This is a genomic window from Neisseria cinerea (genome assembly GCF_900475315.1).
Taxonomy (GTDB): Bacteria; Pseudomonadota; Gammaproteobacteria; order Burkholderiales; family Neisseriaceae; genus Neisseria; species Neisseria cinerea.
This window is the reverse complement of sequence record NZ_LS483369.1, coordinates 696819-715599: the sequence shown is the minus strand read 5'-3', so window position 1 is coordinate 715599 and position 18781 is coordinate 696819. Positions and strand designations below refer to the sequence as shown.

Sequence of the window (18781 nt, the reverse complement as noted above, 5' to 3'; positions counted from 1 at the left end):
TCAAAGTACCACTTTGACCAGTTTGTGCGAAGTCAGCGCGCGGTAGATATTGTCAAGTTGTTCTTGGTTTTCAACCTTTACTTGTACGGTGGCGCCGGTATAGTTGCCTTTGCTGCTCGGCCGCGTGGTGATGTGGTGCGCCTGCGTATCAGGGGCGTGAAGGCGGACGGTTTCTAAAAGCGCTTGCTCGAACTCGGGATGAACCGCCCCCATTACTTTTAATGGGAAGGTGCAGGGAAATTCAATGAGGGATTTTTTGTTTTCTTGTTCGGTCATGATGTGCTGCCTTGTTGTGTACGGTATGCCGTCTGAACAGGGATTTTGTTTATCGGACTGCATCAGATAATGTAGTATTTTAGCCCAAACCGTGATAACAGGCTATCGAAACGGCACGGGCTTTATCTGCTATATAACCCGTTCTGCTATAATAATGATGAAAATGGTTTCCGGACGGGTCGTTATGTATCAGAAAAAAAAGCAGAGTATCAAACCCTGGGTTGGTGCGGTGGTATTCCTTACGGTCTTGATATGGCTGGCTTTCGCACTTGGCGATACACTGGCTCCCTTTGCGGTTGCGGCAGTGTTGGCGTATGTGTTGGATCCTTTGGTTGAATGGTTGCAGAAAAAAGGTTTCAACCGTGCCGTTGCTTCAATGACTGTAATGGTTTTTGCCTTGCTGCTGCTTGCGGCGCTGCTTTTGATTATTGTCCCTATGCTGGTCGGACAGTTCAACAGCATGGTATCCCGTTTGCCCCAACTTGCAGGTTTTATGCAAAATACGCTGTTGCCGCTGTTGAAAGACACTGTGGGCAATTATGTGGAAATCGATCAGGCATCCGTTATCGCATGGCTTCAGGCGCATACGGGTGAGCTGAGCAACACGCTTAAGGCGTGGTTTCCCGTTTTGATGAGGCAGAGCAGCAATATCGTCAGCAGTATCGGCAATCTGATGCTGCTGCCGTTACTGCTTTACTATTTTCTGCTGGATTGGCAGCGGTGGTCGTGCGGTATAAGTAAACTGGTTCCGAGGCGTTTTGCCGATACTTATACCCGTATTACAGGTAATTTGAACGAGGTATTGGGCGAATTCTTACGCGGTCAGCTCCTGGTGATGCTGATTATGGGCTTGGTTTACGGTTTGGGATTGATGCTGGTCGGACTGGATTCGGGATTTGCCATCGGTATGGTTGCCGGTATTTTGGTATTTGTTCCTTATCTCGGTGCGTTTACGGGATTACTGCTTGCCACCGTTGCCGCCTTGCTCCAATTTGCTTCGTGGAACGGCATCTTAGCTGTCTGGGCGGTTTTTGCCGTCGGCCAGTTTCTCGAAAGTTTTTTCATTACGCCGAAAATCGTGGGAGACCGTATCGGCCTGTCGCCGTTTTGGGTTATCTTTTCCCTGATGGCATTCGGACAACTGATGGGCTTTGTCGGAATGTTGGCAGGATTGCCTTTGGCTGCCGTAACATTGGTATTGCTGCGTGAGGGTGTCCAGAAATATTTTGCCAGCAGTTTTTATCGGAACAGGTAAGGCATTGACGAAGTATAAAGTTTCCGAAGGGGATATTTTGTTTTTATCCGAAAATGCAGTATGGATACCTGCAGTCCGCTTCCGTTATCAAATAAGGGTATGGGGATAAACATATTTTTGAGATTTTGGATTTAGATAAAAATGCCGTCTGAACCTTTCCCGTAAGGTTCAGACGGCATTTTTCATACCTATTGATTGGGATATTTATTGGGAAGTTTTACCCTTGTCGAGGATTTTCATCCCAGCCGAAATCAGGCTACCAATGTCGGCAACATTGGCAGGCATAATCAGCGTATTGCTTTCTTTGGCAAGATTGTTGAACGCGGCGACGTATTGTTCCGCAATCTTCAGATTGACCGCATCCGCGCCGCCTTGTGTTTGAAGGGCGGCGGCTATTTGACGGATGGCTTCGGCATTGGCTTCGGCAACAAGGCGCAAGGATTCCGCTTCACCTTTGGCGCGGTTGATGCGGGCAATTTTCTCGGCATTTGACGCATTGACCGCAGCCTGAGCCTCGCCTTCGGATTGTTGGATTTCGGCTTCGCGCTGACCGCTGGCAAGGTTGATTTGTTCGATTTTACGGCCTTCGGATTCAGCGATACGGGCGCGTTTTTCGCGTTCGGCGGTAATTTGCGCCTGCATTGAGCGAAGGATTTCTTGCGGCGGAACCAAATCCTTGATTTCGTAACGGAGGACTTTCACACCCCAAGCTCCGGCGGCTTCATCGAGGGCGGAGACGACGGTACTGTTGATTTCGTCGCGTTCTTCAAACGTTTTGTCCAACTCCATACGCCCGATAACGGAACGCAGCGTCGTTTGGGCAAGCTGGGTAATTGCCATGATGTAGTTGCTCGAACCGTATGAGGCAAGTTTGGGATCGGTTACTTGAAAATAGATGATACCGTCAACAGTCAGCTGCGTATTGTCGCGCGTGATGCAGACCTGGCTGGGGACATCCAAGGGAATTTCTTTCAGCGAATGACGGTAGGCCACGCGGTCGATAAAGGGAATGAGGATATTGAGGCCGGCAGTCAAGGCGCGATGGAAACGTCCGAGCCTTTCGACAACGTGGACTTCCTGTTGGGGAATAACGACAAAGGATTTAAATCCGAAAACAACGACGGCTACCAGTAATATAATGAAAAATTCCATGATTTCTCCTGATGTTAAGGATGTGTGATAATAAGAAGGTTACCTTCCTTGCGAACGATTAGGGCGCGAGTTCCCGGTTCAAGCTCTTCTTGCCCCGTATTTTGAGCCTGCCAGTGCGTACCGCGATAAAAAACTTCGTAACGGTTGCCGCCTGTGTGTCGGAGGATTTCGGCATATTGTCCGGCATCCAAATCCTGATATGAATCCGTTTCAACTTTTCTAACGGCGGTTTTGGCGTGTACGAACCAAATACCCAGCGCGGAAAGTAAGGCGGCAGTCAAGACGGCGGCAGGCGTGCTGCCGATCAGTCCGTAGATAATGCCCGAACCCGCCAAAGCTGCGCTGACAACCAGTTCGATAGCAATATTGCTCCGCTATATTAAAGGCCGTACAATAAAAATTTTTGAGAAAGGATACTTATCTATGATAAGCAAGAAAAAATTCAATGCTTTTATCGGAAGCATAGGCGCGGCAATCGGGATTTTTGTATTCATCGCCTATATCCCCCAAATTATCGCTAATTTGGAAGGGGAAAAGGCGCAACCGTGGCAACCTCTGTTTGCGGCAGTATCCTGTTTGATTTGGGTTTTATATGGTTGGAGTAAAGAACCCAAAAAAGACTGGATTTTGATTGTGCCCAATGCGGTTGGCGTGATATTGGGTTCTTTGACTTTTCTGACCGCACTTTAAAAACAACCGACGCGGTAGCGTAATCGTCATCATAAAGGCTACCTGAAAACGATAAAAGGTGTTTCAGGAAGATAAACCGTTCCCGTCAATAATTCGATGATTAAGACGGCAACAGCAGCAACAAACCATACAGTCATACATTTCCCCACAAAGCGCGTCGTTTGACAAAATCACGCGATATCAGCAGTATAGCCGAATTTGAAAGGATAGGGCAGATATGGATACTTGGCACGATGCACTGGGCAACGAAAAACGGCAACCGTATTTTCAGGAAATTTTAAATGCAGTCAGGCAGGAACGTTTGTCGGGACAAATCATCTATCCGCCGGAGGCTGATGTGTTCAACGCATTCCGCCTGACAGCGTTTGACCGGGTCAAAGTCGTTATTCTCGGACAAGACCCGTATCATGGGGCAGGGCAGGCGCACGGTTTGGCATTTTCCGTCAGGCAGGGTATCCGCATACCACCGTCTTTGTTGAATATCTACAAGGAGTTGGAAACCGACATCAACGGTTTTTCCATTCCCGCACACGGCTGCCTGACAGCGTGGGCAGAGCAGGGCGTATTGCTTCTGAACACGGTTTTGACGGTGCGTGCAGGACAGGCGCATTCGCACGCCCTTTTAGGCTGGGAACGCTTTACCGATACCGTTATCAGGCAGCTTGCGACACACCGCAAGCACCTTGTCTTTATGCTGTGGGGTGGGTATGCACAACAAAAAAGGAAACTGATAGACAGTCAAAATCATTTGATACTGACCGCGCCGCATCCGTCTCCTCTGTCGGCATATCGCGGTTTTTTCGGCTGCCACCATTTTTCACAGGCAAACAGCTATTTGAGTCAACACGGTATCGAACCGATAAACTGGAAGCTATGAATGCCGTCTGAATGCTAAGTTGCTTAAACCGCACTTATGGAACCAGTCAATCTGTTGAGTGGAAGATTGTTTGGCTAATTCTTTAAACCTTGCAAGAAACGGTGTAAAACCAATAACGTTGCTCAAGTGTTTTGGATTGACTAACGCGAGCTATCTGCCAAATACTTTCCGCCAGGCATTCGGATTGATTTTAAACTTGGCTTTGAACTGCAAACGTAGGTTTGACGCGCTGCCGAAGCCGCTTTGTTCGGCGATGCGTTCTATCGGCAAATCCGTATTTTCCAATAAATCCTGTACCTGCCATAGCCGCTCTGTTGTGAGCCACTCACCGAAATTCATGCCTGTGGCTTGAGAAAAATGGCGGATAAAGGTACGGCGGGAAACGGCTAATTTTTTTGCCAAATCGTCCAAGCGGTATGGGGTCGCAAGGTTTTGGCGCAGTTCGTCCAATAAGTGATTGATTTTGTCATCGGCGGTACGACGTTCGACAGGTCGGTGGATAAACTGTGCCTGCCCGCCTTCGCGGTGTGGTGCCGTAACCAAGGTACGGGCAAGGTCGTTGGCAACGGTTGCACCGTGGATTTTGCGGATGAGGTAAAGGCAGCAATCCAGCCCGCCCGCCGCACCTGCCGATGTTAAAAAGTTGCCGTCTTCCGCATATAGGCGGTTGGTATCCAGATGAATTTTAGGGAAACGGCGGACAAAGTCGTCTTCGGCAAGCCAGTGGGTGGCGGCGGTTCTGCCGTCTAAAAGTCCTGTGTAGGCAAGGGCGTAAGTGCCGTAACATAGGGCAGTGATATGTGCACCACGTTGTACTGCTTTCTGTAAATGTGCGCTCAACTCGGGTGTCGGGGCTTCTTCAATATTGCGCCAGCCTGCGATGACAATGATGTCGGCTTCTTCCGTCAAATCCAATCCGCCATGTACGGGAATGCTTGCGCCCAGTGCCGTGATGACGTCTTTGCTATCATCGGAACAGATTTTCAGGTCAAAGAGCGGATTGTCCCGATAGGTCGTCTGAAAAACAGAAAAGGGAATGTTGAAGACAAAATCATTCATGCCCGATTGAGCATATAGCACGATTTTGGGAACAGTTTGATTTTGGCGAAACTCGTTACGCTCGTTTTCAGACGACATTTTGGCACTATCCTTGCGTTTGTTGGCAATATTGCCTATTTTAGCCGATACACCTGCTGCTTAAAATACGCTCCATGATTTTTTAAGGAGCAACATAATGAAATCCAAGCAATTTATTCTTGCCACTGTTTTGGGCGCGACAGCCTTTTCTGCTTGGGCAGACGATTCATACCAACATATCCGTAATGCTACCGCCAAAGTCGAATATGCGGGGCAGACGTTTTTGATTGACCCGTTTTTCGCCCCCAAGCATTCCATGAACGGCTTTGCCGGCACGTTCAATAACCAAGCCAAAATGCCGCTGGTCGGGCTACCGATGAGCGTGAATAAAATTTTGGACGGTGTGGATGCAGTTATTGTTACCCATACTCACGAAGACCATTGGGACGAAACCGCCGCACGTTCCATTCCGAAAAACCTGCCCGTATATGTGCAGCACCAAGCCGACGCGGCAAAAATCCGCAGCCAAGGTTTTACTGATGTACGCGTGTTGAACGGCAGCACTGTCTTCAACGGCGTAACCATCAGCAAAACCGGCGGCGTACACGGTACCGAAGCCATGTATGCCAACCCGCAGCTAGCCGAAATCTTAGGTGATGCAATGGGTGTGGTATTCCAAAGCAGCGGACATAAAACCGCTTATATTATGGGTGATACTGTGTGGACGGCAGATGTAAACAAAGCATTGAACCGCTACAAACCCGATTATCTGATTATGAACGCGGGCTACGCGCTGATTTCAGGCATTTCAGACGGCATTATTATGGGGACGGCTGATGTATTAAAAGCCAGCCAAGTCATGCCTAAAGCCAAAATCATCACCGTACACATGGATACCGTGAATCATACCGCCGTCAGCCGCGCCGATATGCGTAAATTTACACGCGGTCAAGGCATTGAAAGCCGCGTGAACGTTCCGGAAGACGGAGAAATCCTGAAACTAGATTGATAAACGACACATTACCCCAAGCAGCCTGCACCTTGTTTTCAAAGTGCAGGCTGCTTTTGGGCTTTCAGACGACCTGAAACCATGTCTGTTTTATAACGCCTTTAAATCGCACGATTTTTCATTTAACCAACAACCGTCCCTGTCTCGCCAAAATCAAAGTAGCCAGCAACAGCAATATAACCAAGCCGGAGCCTATGGTGGCGAGGAAATAGCCTAATGCTGTTCGGCAATCAAATGGAAACCGTAACCCATCTTGCATTTGCTGAAAATTCAAGTACCTAGTATTAAGGGCAAGGCAGGTAGTTTGTTGCAAGGTAAAAAACAAATGCTCTTGCTTATCTAGGTTATTACAAAATATGAGTTTGAAAGATGGATATTTTTGTTTGCTTTTTTTATTTGTTCTGATTAAATTTTTAAGTGGCTGAGTTTTGAATGGGGTTGTAAAAATATCTATTTGACCCATTATAAATTTAACATAATATACATTATGCGAACTAGCTGAAGAACCGTTTTTTACGGTGGAAAAAGCCCGGATTGTTCGGATAAACGAAATGCGCGCAATGGGCTTTGAAATACGCCCTTTTTACGCGCTCCTTGTCAATTTCTCTGCACCGTCTATATTCCAAACCTGCAATAATTTCAATCGGATCTATATCCATCACGTCGGCAATATCCAAGACGACGGCAAAAGGAAACCTAAGACGGTTTCGCCGGTATTGGGACACTTCGGACGGTGTAACCGCCCATCTTTTGGAAAGCGCGTAATCGGAACGCACCCGCAACCGCCCTTTGACGGCATCCAGCCATTGGGATTGTGAAAGCATAATAAAATCAAAGCCTTTTCAAAAACCTGTAATTTAATAATACAGATTTTTGCAAAGGCTCTCTATTTGAGCATATGCTCCTTATTGTTTTATGTCTTTGGGATTGTTTTCGGGAATGTTTAAAAATTCAATTTCCGAAGCCGAACCATCAAAGGACATTGCACAAAATCCTTTATCTTTGGTTTGGGCACATTTTGCCATATTCTTCATCAGCCTACATACGCCCCAGTTCCCTTTGCAGGGCTTGGATGTTTTGCTGCCTGTCCAATACATTGCTTTGTAACGCATTTATTTCTTGGTGGTTGATGTTGCCGCCTTTTGCCAAACGTGCTTGCGATAACATTTTTTGGGCTTCGGTTAGGGCTTTGCGTTCATTGCTTAATTCTGCTTCGAGAATGGAGCGTCTGCTGTTGTTTACAGGTGCTTGTTGAGGCGGCGGCGTATTAGGTTTTGTCGGCTTGGATACTGTTCTGACCGGTGCTTTATGTTTGACGACAGGTTCACTGTTGGAAGATACAGGTGTATGGGACGGAATATAATGGTCGCTGCTGTAACTTCCGATTGGTGGTAAGTCGGCTGAGTGGCAGCTTTTAGACGGTTTTGTGGTGTAAATGGTCTCTCCGTCGGCTGTGCAGGTATAAATTTTGGCTGCATCTGCACTTAATGGCATCGAAATCAGTGAAAGGTTAATTAGGATTAAGGATAGTTTTGATTTCATAATGTGTTTGATACTCAGATGATAATTTTGACTTTTAAGGATTTCTTGGCATTTTTATTTGGGTGAACTTCTCTTTTTATCTATTTTCTTTTGATTTTCCTTCGGGATGTTAGCGGTCCTCACGTTCTTTTTCTTTTTCCCAACAGTTTTTTTGTTTTTCTTTTTACTTTCAACGTGTATTTGGGTTTCTTGACTGAGTTTTTTTATTTTCAGACGGTATTCGCCTCCCTGGTGGCTGCTGATTTTAGGTAAGTCTGCTCCGGTACACGATCCTGATGGATCTGATGTATATACACTTTTGCCATTTGAGCTGCAATTGTATACGGAGGCTTGCGTCGCCATACCGGAAAAGGATAGGAAAATGAAGGCGACGAAAAGTCTAATTTTCATGTTGGTAAAGTGAAAAGACGACGATAAAGCACGAATTATACCGTTCTTGGCAGACAAATATAAGCACCCTACCCGCGCTTCCTTATCACTCGGCGAACTGTATCCCGATTTCAGTTTCAATCCGTTCTAATTCTTCTTGGCAAGTCAGCCAAGTTTCTTCGATTTGGGCAAGCTGTGTTTTGACTTTTGCCAGATTGGATAGAGTGTCCTGCAATTTTTCTTTGTTTGCCTCAAAGTAAGCTTCTTCTTGTGCTAAAAATGCTTCACATGCCGTCTGAATTTCGGAAAGCTGCGCCATTTCTTTTTCGGCTTTGTCGATTTTCTGCTGTATCGGCTTACTGCGTCGGGCTTTTTCTTGACGGATTTGTGCTTCGATACGCTTGGTATCCTTGCGGTTTTGGCATTGAGCGGAAGCGGCTGGCGCAGTTGCGGCGTTTTCCTGTGCCAAGCGCCATTGGCGGTAATCGTTCAAATCGCCGTCAAAGTTTTTCAGACGGCCTTTGTCTATCAAGAGGAAGCTGTCAGTCGTTGCTTCAAGCAGGCTGCGGTCGTGCGACACGACGATTAAGGCACCTTGGAAACTTTGCAGAGCGAGCGTCAAGGCGTGGCGCATATCCAAGTCCAAATGATTGGTCGGCTCGTCAAGCAGCAGCAGGTTCGGCTTTTGCCAGATAATCATAGCAAGGGCAAGACGGGCTTTTTCTCCGCCGGAAAAAGGTTCGGTTTTCTGTAACGCCATATCGCCGACAAAATTGAAGCCGCCGAGGAAATTTCGGATTTCTTGTTCGCGTACTTCGGGAGAAAGCTGCTGAATATGCCAAACAGGGTTTTGGTCGGCGCGGATGGTGTCGAGTTGGTGTTGGGCAAAATAGCCGATATTGAGTTTTTCGGAACGGACGATGCTGCCGGAGAGCAAATCGATTTTTCCCGCCAATGCTTTGATAAACGTAGATTTACCGCTGCCGTTGACACCCAATAGCCCGTAACGTGCGCCGCTTTCCAGCGACAGGGTAATGTCGTGCAAAACGGTTTTGCCTTCGTAACCCAAATCAGCGTGCTCCAGCTTTAACAAAGGATTGGGCAGAAGGTCGGGATTGTAAAACTCAAAGGAAAACTCGCTGTCCAGATGCGCGGGAGCGATGCGTTCAAGCTTTGCCAAAGCCTTCATGCGGCTTTGCGCTTGAACGGCTTTAGTGGCTTTGGCTTTGAAGCGGTCGATAAAGGATTGCAAATGTTTGATTTGAGCCTGCTGTTTGACATAGGCGGCTTGTTGCTGCGCGAGACGTTGCGCGCGTTCGTTTTGGTAAAAATCGTAATTGCCACCGTATTGCGTGAGTTTTTGCTGGGACAATTCGATGGTTTGGGTGGTGGCCGCATTGAGGAAGTCGCGGTCGTGGGAAATGATGATTTGCGTGCAAGGTAAAGAAGCAAGGTGGTTTTCCAGCCACAAGACGGTTTCCAAATCCAAGTGGTTGGTCGGTTCGTCAAGCAAGAGCAAATCGGCGCGGCAAATCAGGGCTTGTGCAAGGTTCAGGCGCATACGCCAGCCGCCGGAAAAGGATTTGACGGGGCGGCTGTGTTCTTCTTGCGAAAAACCCAGCCCGTTCAACAATTTTGCCGCGCGGGCCGGCGCGGTATAAGCGTCGATTTCTTCCAATTTGGCATGATATTCTGCCTGTTTCATGCCGTCATTTTGCGCTTCCGCCTGCCTTAATGCCGTCTGAAAAGCCTGCAACTCGGCATCGCCCTGCAAAACGTAGTCCAATGAAGAGATGTCCAAGTCGGGCGTTTCTTGGGAAACGGAAGCAATCCGCCAATTTTTCGGAATCGAGATATCGCCGCCGTCCTGAGTGATTTCACCCTTGATTAAGGCAAACAGGCTGGATTTTCCCGTACCGTTTTTACCGATCAAACCGACGCGCTGACCGGGATTGACGGTAGCGTTGGCTTTGTCGAGCAGGATTTTCAAACCGCGTTGCAGGGTGAGGTTTTTGATTTCAATCATGACGGAAATATTATTGGACGGAAAAGAGCCGTATTTTACCTGAAAGAAAGTGCTGATGCCGTCTGAAACGGGAAATTTACGGTTGAAGCCACGCCCAGGCTTTACGCCCTTCCGAGTGCAAAAAGGCCAATGTCCTGCATGCCGATTCTGTGTTCATACATTCCACACCGATTCCGATCTGAGAGAAATCCGCCATGATTTTGGGATGGATAAACTTCTGTACCGCCCCAGTCCCGATAATCAATATTTCCGGATAATCATCCGCTTTGACATCAGACAACAGATTATCCGGAGTCAATTCTGACAATGACTGCCATTTCGAGAGACCGGCAGAATCCTTATGCAGCAGCACAGGCTTATTGAAATGTCTGCCGGACAGCCGGATTTCACCTGTACGGCGGTCATACTCTACAAAATGTTCGTCTATCGGATTTTCTTCAAATAACATTTTTTTATCCTGTTGCCGCTTCATCTGTATCAGGAGGGGTGCAAAATCAGACAAATTCATGTAGGATTAGCGGATTTCATCTGACCTCGCCTGCTGATTTCAGACGGCATTTGATTTAAAGTGCGGCATAATTATATCGGCAGCGGATATTTTCGTCTTTCAATATTTACATTTCAGTCGGCTTACAAGGAGACACAATGAAGCCAGTAAACATCGGTCTTTTAGGTTTAGGTACGGTCGGCGGCGGTACGGCTGCCGTGTTGCGAGACAATGCGGCGGAAATCAGCCGCCGTTTGGGACGAGAAGTGCGCATCAGTGCCGTATGCGACTTGAGCGAAGAAAAAGCCCGCCAAATCTGCCCGTCCGCAGCCTTTGTCAAAGACCCGTTCGAACTGGTGGCGCGTGAAGACGTCGATGTCGTCGTCGAATTGTTCGGCGGTACCGGCATCGCCAAAGATGCGGTATTGAAAGCCATTGAAAACGGCAAACACATCGTTACCGCCAACAAAAAACTGCTCGCCGAATACGGCAACGAAATCTTCCCGCTGGCGGAAGAAAAAAATGTCATGGTGCAATTTGAAGCAGCTGTGGCGGGCGGTATCCCAATCATCAAAGCCCTGCGTGAAGGCCTCTCCGCCAACCGCATCCGCAGCATCGCCGGCATCATCAACGGCACCAGCAACTTCATCCTCTCCGAAATGCGCGAAAAAGGCAGCGCGTTTGCCGACGTATTGAAAGAAGCGCAAGCATTGGGCTACGCCGAAGCCGACCCGACCTTCGACATCGAAGGCAACGACGCAGGCCATAAAATTACCATCATGAGTGCGCTGGCATTCGGTACGCCGATGAACTTCTCCGCCTGCTACCTCGAAGGCATCAGCAAACTCGACAGCCGCGACATCAAATATGCCGAAGAATTCGGCTACCGCATCAAACTTCTGGGCATTACCCGCAAAGCCGAAAAAGGTATCGAATTGCGCGTCCATCCGACCCTGATTCCCGAAAGCCGCCTCTTGGCAAACGTCAACGGCGTGATGAACGCCGTGCGCGTCAACGCCGATATGGTTGGCGAAACCTTATATTACGGCGCAGGTGCCGGTGCATTACCGACCGCTTCCGCCGTAGTCGCCGACATCATCGACATCGCACGCCTGATTGAAGCCGATACCGGTCACCGCGTACCACATCTGGCATTCCAACCTGCTCAAGTCCAAGCGCAAACCATCCTGCCTATGGACGAAATCACCAGCAGCTACTACCTGCGCGTCCAAGCCAAAGACGAACCGGGTACGCTGGGGCAAATCGCCGCGCTGTTGGCAAAAGAAAACGTGTCCATCGAAGCCTTAATCCAAAAAGGCGTGATTGATCAAACTACCGCCGAAATCGTAATTCTGACCCACAGCACGGTCGAGAAAAACATCAAGCGCGCGATTGCCGCCATCGAAGCATTAAGCTGCGTGGAAAAACCGATCACCATGATCCGCATGGAAAGCCTGCATGACTGAGCCGAAAAACGAAATGTCCGCCGAAGAGCAGGCTGCGGCGCGTAAAAAAGCGAAAGCCAAAATCCGCACCATCCGCATTTGGGCGTGGGTCATTTTGGCATTGCTCGCCGCGACCGCCCTGCTCTCCCAATGCGCCATGTCCAAACCGCAGGCAAAGCAGAAAATTATTGAATCCTGCGTAAAAAACATTCCGTTTGCCGAAAAATGGCAAAACGATTTGCAAGCCCGCGGTTTAGATTCAAACAATACCCGCCTCGCAGCAGATTACTGCAAATGTATGTGGGAACAGCCTTTGGAAAAATTAAACGGAAAACAGATTAATTCATTCGGCAAGCTTGGCGCGCAAGAACAACTTGATTTGCTTGGTGGCGCCCATGCCTTTGAAGCACGTGACAAGCAGTGTGTTGCCGATTTGAAATCAGAATAATGTGGAGCGATAAAAAAGCCGATTCTTTAAAGAATCGGCTTTTTAATAAAAAACGGCTTACAGTGCGTCTTTCAAAGCTTTGCCGGCGCGGAATTTAGGCGTTTTGGCAGCAGCAATGGTCAAAGGTTCGCCGGTTTTGGGATTGCGACCTTGACGTTCGGCACGTTCGCCGACGTAGAAAGTACCGAAACCGACCAAAGTAACTGTGTCGCCTTTTTTCAGCGCGTTGGTTACTGCATTGGTAGTGGCATCTAAAGCTTTTTGCGCGGCAGCTTTAGAAATACCGGCTTCTTGAGCAATCGCTTCGATCAATTCAGACTTATTCACAATCAGTCCCTTCCTGTCTAAAAAATGATGAAATGCCCGAATATTCGGGAGTTTGTACTGCTTGAGTAACTTTCGCTTTATAGCAATTCTGAAAATGCCGTGTCAAGCAAAAAATACGGAATCGTCCTATTTTACAGGCTCTCAGGACGAAACCGCATTTTTACAACACATTTTCCGTCTGTCAGTGCTTGGTTGCCTTGCTTCGGGACTTCGCTTTTGAAGCAGGTTCTTTCACTATTTCTGCAACAGAAGGCCCAATCCAAGATTCGGGTTGGGTTTCCAAGCCTAAAGCCAATACTTCGTCTATCCATTTGACCGGATGGATGGTCAGGCCGGTTTTCACGTTTTCAGGGATTTCTTCCAAGTCTTTGACGTTGTCTTTCGGAATCAAGACGTGTTTGATGCCGCCGCGCAAGGCAGCCAACAGTTTTTCCTTCAATCCGCCGATTGGCAAGACTTCGCCACGCAGGGTGATTTCGCCTGTCATCGCTACATCGGCACGCACCGGAATTTTGGTAAAGGCGGACACCATCGCCAAGGTCATGGCGATACCTGCGCTCGGACCGTCTTTCGGCGTCGCACCTTCGGGAACGTGAACATGGATGTCTTTTTTCTCGTAAAAATCAGGAGCCAAACCCACTGATTCTGCACGGGAACGGACAACAGACCATGCTGCGGATACAGATTCCTTCATCACATCGCCCAACTGGCCGGTACACTGGATCACGCCTTTACCCGGCAACGCCACGGCTTCGACAGTCAGCAATTCGCCGCCGACTTCCGTCCAAGCCAAACCAGTAACCTGTCCGATGCGGTTTTCACTTTCGGCAACACCGTAATCGAAACGGCGTACGCCCAAGTAGTCATGCAGGTTTTTCTCATTAACTTTAACCGCCTTAGGCTTGGCTTTACTGGTTTTCTTGGTTTCAGACGACCTCTTCTTATCTTCGCTCAAGGTAATCTGCATCACCACCTTGCGACAGATTTTGGCAATCTCACGATCGAGCGAACGCACACCGGCTTCACGGGTGTAATAACGGATAATATCGCGTACCGCGCTTTCCTCGACGAGCAATTCGCCTTCTTTCACGCCGTTGCGTTTCATTTGCTTAGGCACGAGATACTGCATGGCGATATTGATTTTTTCGTCTTCGGTATAGCCGGACAAACGGATGATTTCCATGCGGTCGAGCAATGGAGTCGGAATGTTCAAACTGTTAGATGTAGCAATAAACATTACATCGCTCAAGTCGTAATCCACTTCGGCATAATGATCGGCAAACTTGTTGTTTTGCTCAGGATCGAGCACCTCAAGCAACGCGCTGGCAGGGTCGCCGCGGAAGTCGCTGCCCAATTTGTCGATTTCGTCGAGCAGGAACAGGGGATTCTTCACGCCTGCTTTAGCCATGTTTTGCAGGATTTTGCCGGGCATAGAGCCAATATAGGTGCGGCGGTGACCACGGATTTCGCTTTCGTCGCGCACGCCGCCTAAAGCCATGCGGACATATTGTCGGCCTGTCGCTTTGGCGATGGATTCGCCCAAGGAGGTTTTACCCACCCCCGGAGGGCCGACCAAACATAAAATCGGACCTTTGAGCTTGTCCATACGTTTTTGGACGGCGAGGTATTCTAAAATCCGCTCTTTGACTTTTTCCAAACCGTAGTGGTCGGCGTTTAACACCAAATCGGCTTTGGCAATATCTTTGCTGACGCGGGATTTTTTCTTCCACGGCAGCTCAAACAAAGTATCGATGTAGTTGCGTACTACGGTGGATTCCGCAGACATCGGCGGCATCATTTTCAGTTTTTTCAATTCAGACAGACATTTCTCTTCAGCCTCTTTGGTCATGCCCGCTTCTTTGATTTTCGCTTCCAGCGCATCCAGTTCGCCGCGTTCGTCTTCTTCACCCAATTCTTTCTGAATCGCTTTCACTTGCTCATTCAAGTAATACTCTCGTTGGGATTTTTCCATCTGGCGTTTCACACGGCCGCGGATGCGTTTTTCGACCTGCATGATGTCCAGTTCGGATTCCAGGCAGCTCAATAAGAACTCCATACGGGCAACAACGTCGGCAGTTTCCAAGATTTGCTGACGCTGCTCCAGCTTTAATTGCAGATGGGCGGCCACTGTATCCGCCAAACGGCTGTTGTCGGAAATGCCGTTGATACTGTTTACGATTTCTGCCGGAATCTTCTTATTGAGTTTGGCGTATTGTTCAAATTGTGCCAACAGGGTACGGCGAACGGCTTCAAGCTCCGGATGGCTTTCCGAATCATTGTCTTTAACGGTTTCTATGTGGGAGACAAATAGCCCGCCTGTGTCTTCGATTGTTAAAACTTGTCCGCGGCACAGGCCTTCGACCAAAACCTTTACCGTACCGTCAGGCAGCTTTAATACCTGTAAAACTTGTGCGACGGTACCGGTTTGGTACAGGTCGGCGGCAACAGGGGCTTCCACTGCGGCATCGGTTTGTGCAAGCAGGAAAACCGGCTCTTCATTGGAAACGGCGTTTTCCAGTGCGGCAATGGATTTCTCCCTGCCGACAAACAGCGGCAGAACCATATGCGGATAAACGACGACATCCCGTAAAGGAAGTGTTGCCAAGGCAGCATATTCCTCAAAATTCTTTTCTTTCTGCGTCATGAATACTCTCTTGTGTCTGACAGATTGTTGATTGTCGCGTAAATTGGGGTTGAAAGCATTATTTCAAGCATACGCGGTTTATTTATAAAGTTTGATATTCGGATAAAATATACATATCAAGAATGCCGTCTGAAGTTTTAATGTTTCAGACGGCATTCCGGCGGATCGGTATTTTTCGGCCCGCTCCCTATTTTTTAAACATTATGCAGGTATGGCATGTCTTATTTTATTTTTCCGGACAGTGGGTTTGAATGGCGCAACGAAAGTTTGCAAAAGCCTCCAAAAGGCTGGCTTTATGTCCGCGAAAGCGGCGCAGACGCTGTTTTGAAAGCCGCCTATCAGAATATGGCAACCGTTTGGCAGGGGGATTTCCACAATGCGGTGCAGGTGCTTTTGGGGATAAAGAAAAAAGTCCGCAAGCCTGTTGCTGCCGATCCAGATGCCGATATTGCCTCCCTATTCCACGCGCACCGTATGAAGCAGGCGCAGCAGAGCCGTATTCTGAATATGCTTGCCGTTGAGGTAGGCCCCGGTTTCGTATTGCATAACAAACGCGCGCCCGATATATACGCTGCCCTGTCGGATGTGTACGGCAAGCCTAACGTCAAGCCTTTTTTTCTCCCGCTCAATCTGCTGCTTGGATTTATAGGTGCGCACGAATGGCATAAAAAGGGGGTTGCCGTTTCCCAGATCGGCGGGCAGATACACGTCCCCTTCGGCGTATTCTCACCTTTGCGCGGCGAATATCTCGATTTGCTCGCACAAGCACCGTCAACAGGGTTTCAGACGGCATTGGATATCGGAACGGGTTCTGGCGTTCTTGCCGCTATCTTGGCAAAACAAGGGATATCTTCCATCATCGGTACGGACACCAATCCAAGGGCCGTTACATGCGCCCGAGCCAATATCGCCCGGTTGGGTTTGGAAAAACAGGTTGAGATACGGGAAACCGATATGTTCCCCGATATGCGTGCCGATTTGATTGTCTGTAACCCGCCATGGCTTCCTGCCAAGCCTACTTCAACCATCGAATCCGCATTATATGACCCTGATTCTGCGATGTTGACCGCATTTTTAAGGGATGCGCCGGAACATTTGAACCCAGGCGGCGAAATCCGCCTGATTATTTCCGACCTTGCAGAACATCTGCACCTGCGCCCGTTCGGTTTTTTGGAGAAGGCCTTTGCAGGGGCGGGGTTGCGTATTACCGATATTATGAAAACCAAGCCAAAACACAAAAAAGCCGCAAATCCGGACGATCCGCTTGCTTTTGCCCGAAACAGGGAAACCACTTTCCTATACCGTTTGAAAAAGGCATGAAAAAGACCGCACATTTGTGCGGTCTTTTCCTTCGGCATCCATAAAAGAGCCTGTAGAACCGACACGGCATTCGGATAGATTATCCTTGTGAAAATACCCGTTTGAGCATATTGCCCAATGCCGTCTGACGGACTTTGACAGTAGCCGCCGCCTGACGGAAGGTTTCTTCCCCGCCGAAGAATACGAATTTTTCCTTTGCCCTGGTAATGGCGGTGTAAAGCAGCTCCCTGCTCAAGCCGGAAAGCGCATCGTCCTCTTCATTCGAAGGTGCGGCAGATGGCGGCAGCAGCCAGACTTCCCGATACTCCGAACCTTGGCTTTTATGGACGGTCATGGCGAAAGCGGGTTCAAAATCCGGAAGGCAGCTGACTGCAACCTTTTTAAACCCGTCCGTATCGGGAAAATAGGCGGACAGGCTGCCCGGTCTTTGGGCATCATCCATAATCAGCCCGACGTCTCCGTTGAACAGCCCGAGTGCGTAGTCGTTTTGCCTGATCATAATCGGCTCTCCGGCGAAATAGACCTGATGTTCGGGTATGTTCCTTTTACGGCGCACATAATTGCAGTAGGCTTCGTTGAAGTTTTCCGCATCTTGGCGCCATGCGGCCAGAACCACCGCATCCGAGATGCCCGCATAGGCGGATTCGATGTTGCCTTCGTCTACCGCCTGCCAATAGCCTTTGTGAGTCCGGTACAACCTTTCGACCTGAGCGTTCAGACGGCATTCCGAATGTTCCAGCTCTTTATCGAACCGGGAGAACAAAGCCCATGCCTGCGCCTCATCGCCCGATACGACCGAGCGGGAAAGGCAGCCGATGCCGCTGTTGTCGCCAAATCGGTGGCTGAAGGAAAGACGGGCGGTATTTTGTGCCAAGACGGGTACATCTCTGCATAAGGGAAAACCGTGTTCGGGCAGGTACTCAACCAGCTTATTATATATTTCTCCGCCGAGGAGCGTTTTTTGAGACAGGACGGAGAGTACGGCACCGACCCCGACAGACGGAAGCTGGTTTTCATCGCCCAGCAGAATCACGCGCGCCCCTGTTTTAACGGCCTTTAAAAGCTGAAGCATCAATACCGTATCCAGCATCGAAGCTTCATCGATAATCAATACGTCAAACGGCAGCGGGTAAACAGGGTTGAATGCAGGCTGCATTTTAGGCGGGCGCAGCTTCAGCAGGCGGTGGACGGTTTGCCCTTCCAATTTAAGCAGATGGCGGCGGACGTTGTCCGGAGCGTCAAAACTGTTGATTGCACGGTGCAGCGCACGCGCCATATGCGCGGCAGCCTTACCCGTAGGAGCGGCAAGCGCGATATGGGGAAGGGCTCCGTCCCCGCTGCAAATCAGTGCCAACAGTTTGGCAACCGTCGTCGTCTTACCCGTACCGGGGCCGCCGGTAATCACCATAAAAGACTGCAGCAATGCTAGAGCAGCCGCATCGCGCTGTCCTTCGCTTCCCACTCCTTGAAACCATTTTGCGAGGTTTTGCCGCGCACCTGCCACGTCGGGGGCGGACGTGCCGGCCGCCGCCAAACGTTTTATTTCGGTAGCCAAATCGTATTCCAACTGCCACATCCTGCCCAAAAACAGTTTTTCCCCTTCCAAAATCAGAGGGGAGGCAGATTCCCCGACTACGGGCTTGAGTGTCGAAAGGAAGGACGCCTCCCCTTTTTTCAAGCGGATAAACGAATGACCGTTCTGCAATGCTTGAAACAGCCGTTCGATATAGGAAGAAAGGGCTTCAGCACCGGAGTCGGTATAGTGTTCCAAAAAACGGATTGCCGCCTGTGCAGCCGCCAGGGCAAATTCATCTGTCTGCCGTTCCATCGTATTCCT

At 49.1% G+C, this 18781-nt stretch carries 18 protein-coding genes; 7 read left to right on the top strand and 11 right to left on the bottom strand.

Annotated features, from left to right (window positions below; translation table 11 throughout):
- Positions 1-276 carry an HP0495 family protein gene (locus DQM57_RS03825; protein WP_107860040.1) on the bottom strand — a complete coding sequence of 92 codons (276 nt, stop codon included), beginning with the start codon at positions 274-276 and terminating at the stop codon, positions 1-3.
- A gap of 184 nt (positions 277-460) precedes the next feature.
- On the opposite strand from DQM57_RS03825, the gene DQM57_RS03820 reads away from it, so the two are divergent.
- Positions 461-1531: an AI-2E family transporter gene (locus DQM57_RS03820; protein ID WP_111727637.1), complete on the top strand. Its 1071-nt coding sequence runs from the start codon at positions 461-463 to the stop codon at positions 1529-1531.
- 204 nt (positions 1532-1735) lie between these two features.
- On the opposite strand, the gene DQM57_RS03815 is transcribed toward DQM57_RS03820, so the two are convergent.
- Both DQM57_RS03815 and DQM57_RS03810 read right to left on the bottom strand, forming a co-directional pair.
- Complete coding sequence (locus DQM57_RS03815) at positions 1736-2683, bottom strand: SPFH domain-containing protein (protein WP_003678488.1); 948 nt, start codon at positions 2681-2683, stop codon at positions 1736-1738.
- A gap of 14 nt (positions 2684-2697) precedes the next feature.
- Positions 2698-3048 carry an NfeD family protein gene (locus DQM57_RS03810; RefSeq protein ID WP_231992144.1) on the bottom strand — a complete coding sequence of 117 codons (351 nt, stop codon included), beginning with the start codon at positions 3046-3048 and terminating at the stop codon, positions 2698-2700.
- Between the two features lie 58 nt (positions 3049-3106).
- Between DQM57_RS03810 and DQM57_RS03805 the strand changes: the two genes are divergently transcribed.
- On the top strand, positions 3107-3373 hold the full coding sequence (locus DQM57_RS03805; protein ID WP_003714312.1) for a SemiSWEET family transporter: 267 nt from the start codon (positions 3107-3109) through the stop codon (positions 3371-3373).
- Between the two features lie 217 nt (positions 3374-3590).
- On the top strand, positions 3591-4250 hold the full coding sequence (ung, locus tag DQM57_RS03795; protein WP_111726957.1) for a uracil-DNA glycosylase: 660 nt from the start codon (positions 3591-3593) through the stop codon (positions 4248-4250).
- Positions 4251-4400: 150 nt separating this feature from the next.
- On the opposite strand, the gene DQM57_RS03790 is transcribed toward ung, so the two are convergent.
- Positions 4401-5387: a GlxA family transcriptional regulator gene (locus tag DQM57_RS03790; RefSeq protein WP_111726955.1), complete on the bottom strand. Its 987-nt coding sequence runs from the start codon at positions 5385-5387 to the stop codon at positions 4401-4403.
- Positions 5388-5484: 97 nt separating this feature from the next.
- On the opposite strand from DQM57_RS03790, the gene DQM57_RS03785 reads away from it, so the two are divergent.
- Positions 5485-6336 (top strand): MBL fold metallo-hydrolase, encoded by an 852-nt coding sequence (locus tag DQM57_RS03785; protein WP_111726953.1) that lies wholly within the window; start codon positions 5485-5487, stop codon positions 6334-6336.
- 494 nt (positions 6337-6830) lie between these two features.
- Here the strand turns inward: DQM57_RS03785 and DQM57_RS03775 are convergent, their stop codons facing one another.
- The 4 genes from DQM57_RS03775 to DQM57_RS03755 all read right to left on the bottom strand — a co-directional run bounded on the left by DQM57_RS03775 (position 6831) and on the right by DQM57_RS03755 (position 10721).
- Positions 6831-7160: a hypothetical protein gene (locus DQM57_RS03775; RefSeq protein WP_111726951.1), complete on the bottom strand. Its 330-nt coding sequence runs from the start codon at positions 7158-7160 to the stop codon at positions 6831-6833.
- Positions 7161-7374: 214 nt separating this feature from the next.
- Positions 7375-7878 (bottom strand): hypothetical protein, encoded by a 504-nt coding sequence (locus tag DQM57_RS03770; RefSeq protein ID WP_108043703.1) that lies wholly within the window; start codon positions 7876-7878, stop codon positions 7375-7377.
- 475 nt (positions 7879-8353) lie between these two features.
- Positions 8354-10273, bottom strand: a complete 1920-nt coding sequence (locus DQM57_RS03760) for an ATP-binding cassette domain-containing protein (RefSeq protein WP_111726949.1) — start codon at positions 10271-10273, stop codon at positions 8354-8356.
- Positions 10274-10349: 76 nt separating this feature from the next.
- Complete coding sequence (locus DQM57_RS03755; protein WP_231992140.1) at positions 10350-10721, bottom strand: Mth938-like domain-containing protein; 372 nt, start codon at positions 10719-10721, stop codon at positions 10350-10352.
- A 197-nt stretch (positions 10722-10918) separates the two neighbouring features.
- On the opposite strand from DQM57_RS03755, the gene DQM57_RS03750 reads away from it, so the two are divergent.
- Positions 10919-12226 (top strand): homoserine dehydrogenase, encoded by a 1308-nt coding sequence (locus tag DQM57_RS03750; protein WP_107960519.1) that lies wholly within the window; start codon positions 10919-10921, stop codon positions 12224-12226.
- Positions 12219-12653, top strand: coding sequence for a hypothetical protein (locus tag DQM57_RS03745; protein WP_111726945.1), 435 nt, complete (start codon positions 12219-12221; stop codon positions 12651-12653). The genes DQM57_RS03750 and DQM57_RS03745 overlap by 8 nt, the downstream gene beginning before the upstream one ends.
- Before the next feature lie 57 nt (positions 12654-12710).
- Here DQM57_RS03745 and DQM57_RS03740 read toward each other — a convergent pair whose 3' ends face one another.
- Both DQM57_RS03740 and lon read right to left on the bottom strand, forming a co-directional pair.
- Positions 12711-12980, bottom strand: a complete 270-nt coding sequence (locus DQM57_RS03740; protein ID WP_003677477.1) for an HU family DNA-binding protein — start codon at positions 12978-12980, stop codon at positions 12711-12713.
- A 181-nt stretch (positions 12981-13161) separates the two neighbouring features.
- The gene (lon, locus tag DQM57_RS03735) at positions 13162-15624 is read right to left on the bottom strand and encodes an endopeptidase La (RefSeq protein ID WP_111726943.1); all 2463 of its coding nucleotides are present in this window, start codon (positions 15622-15624) and stop codon (positions 13162-13164) included.
- Between the two features lie 216 nt (positions 15625-15840).
- Here lon and DQM57_RS03730 point away from each other — a divergent pair, with 216 nt between their 5' ends.
- Entirely contained in the window at positions 15841-16944 is a 1104-nt protein-coding gene (locus tag DQM57_RS03730; protein WP_111726941.1) for a methyltransferase, read from the top strand.
- Between the two features lie 79 nt (positions 16945-17023).
- Here DQM57_RS03730 and recD read toward each other — a convergent pair whose 3' ends face one another.
- On the bottom strand, positions 17024-18772 hold the full coding sequence (gene recD, locus DQM57_RS03725) for an exodeoxyribonuclease V subunit alpha (protein WP_111726939.1): 1749 nt from the start codon (positions 18770-18772) through the stop codon (positions 17024-17026).
- Positions 18773-18781 lie beyond the last annotated feature (9 nt).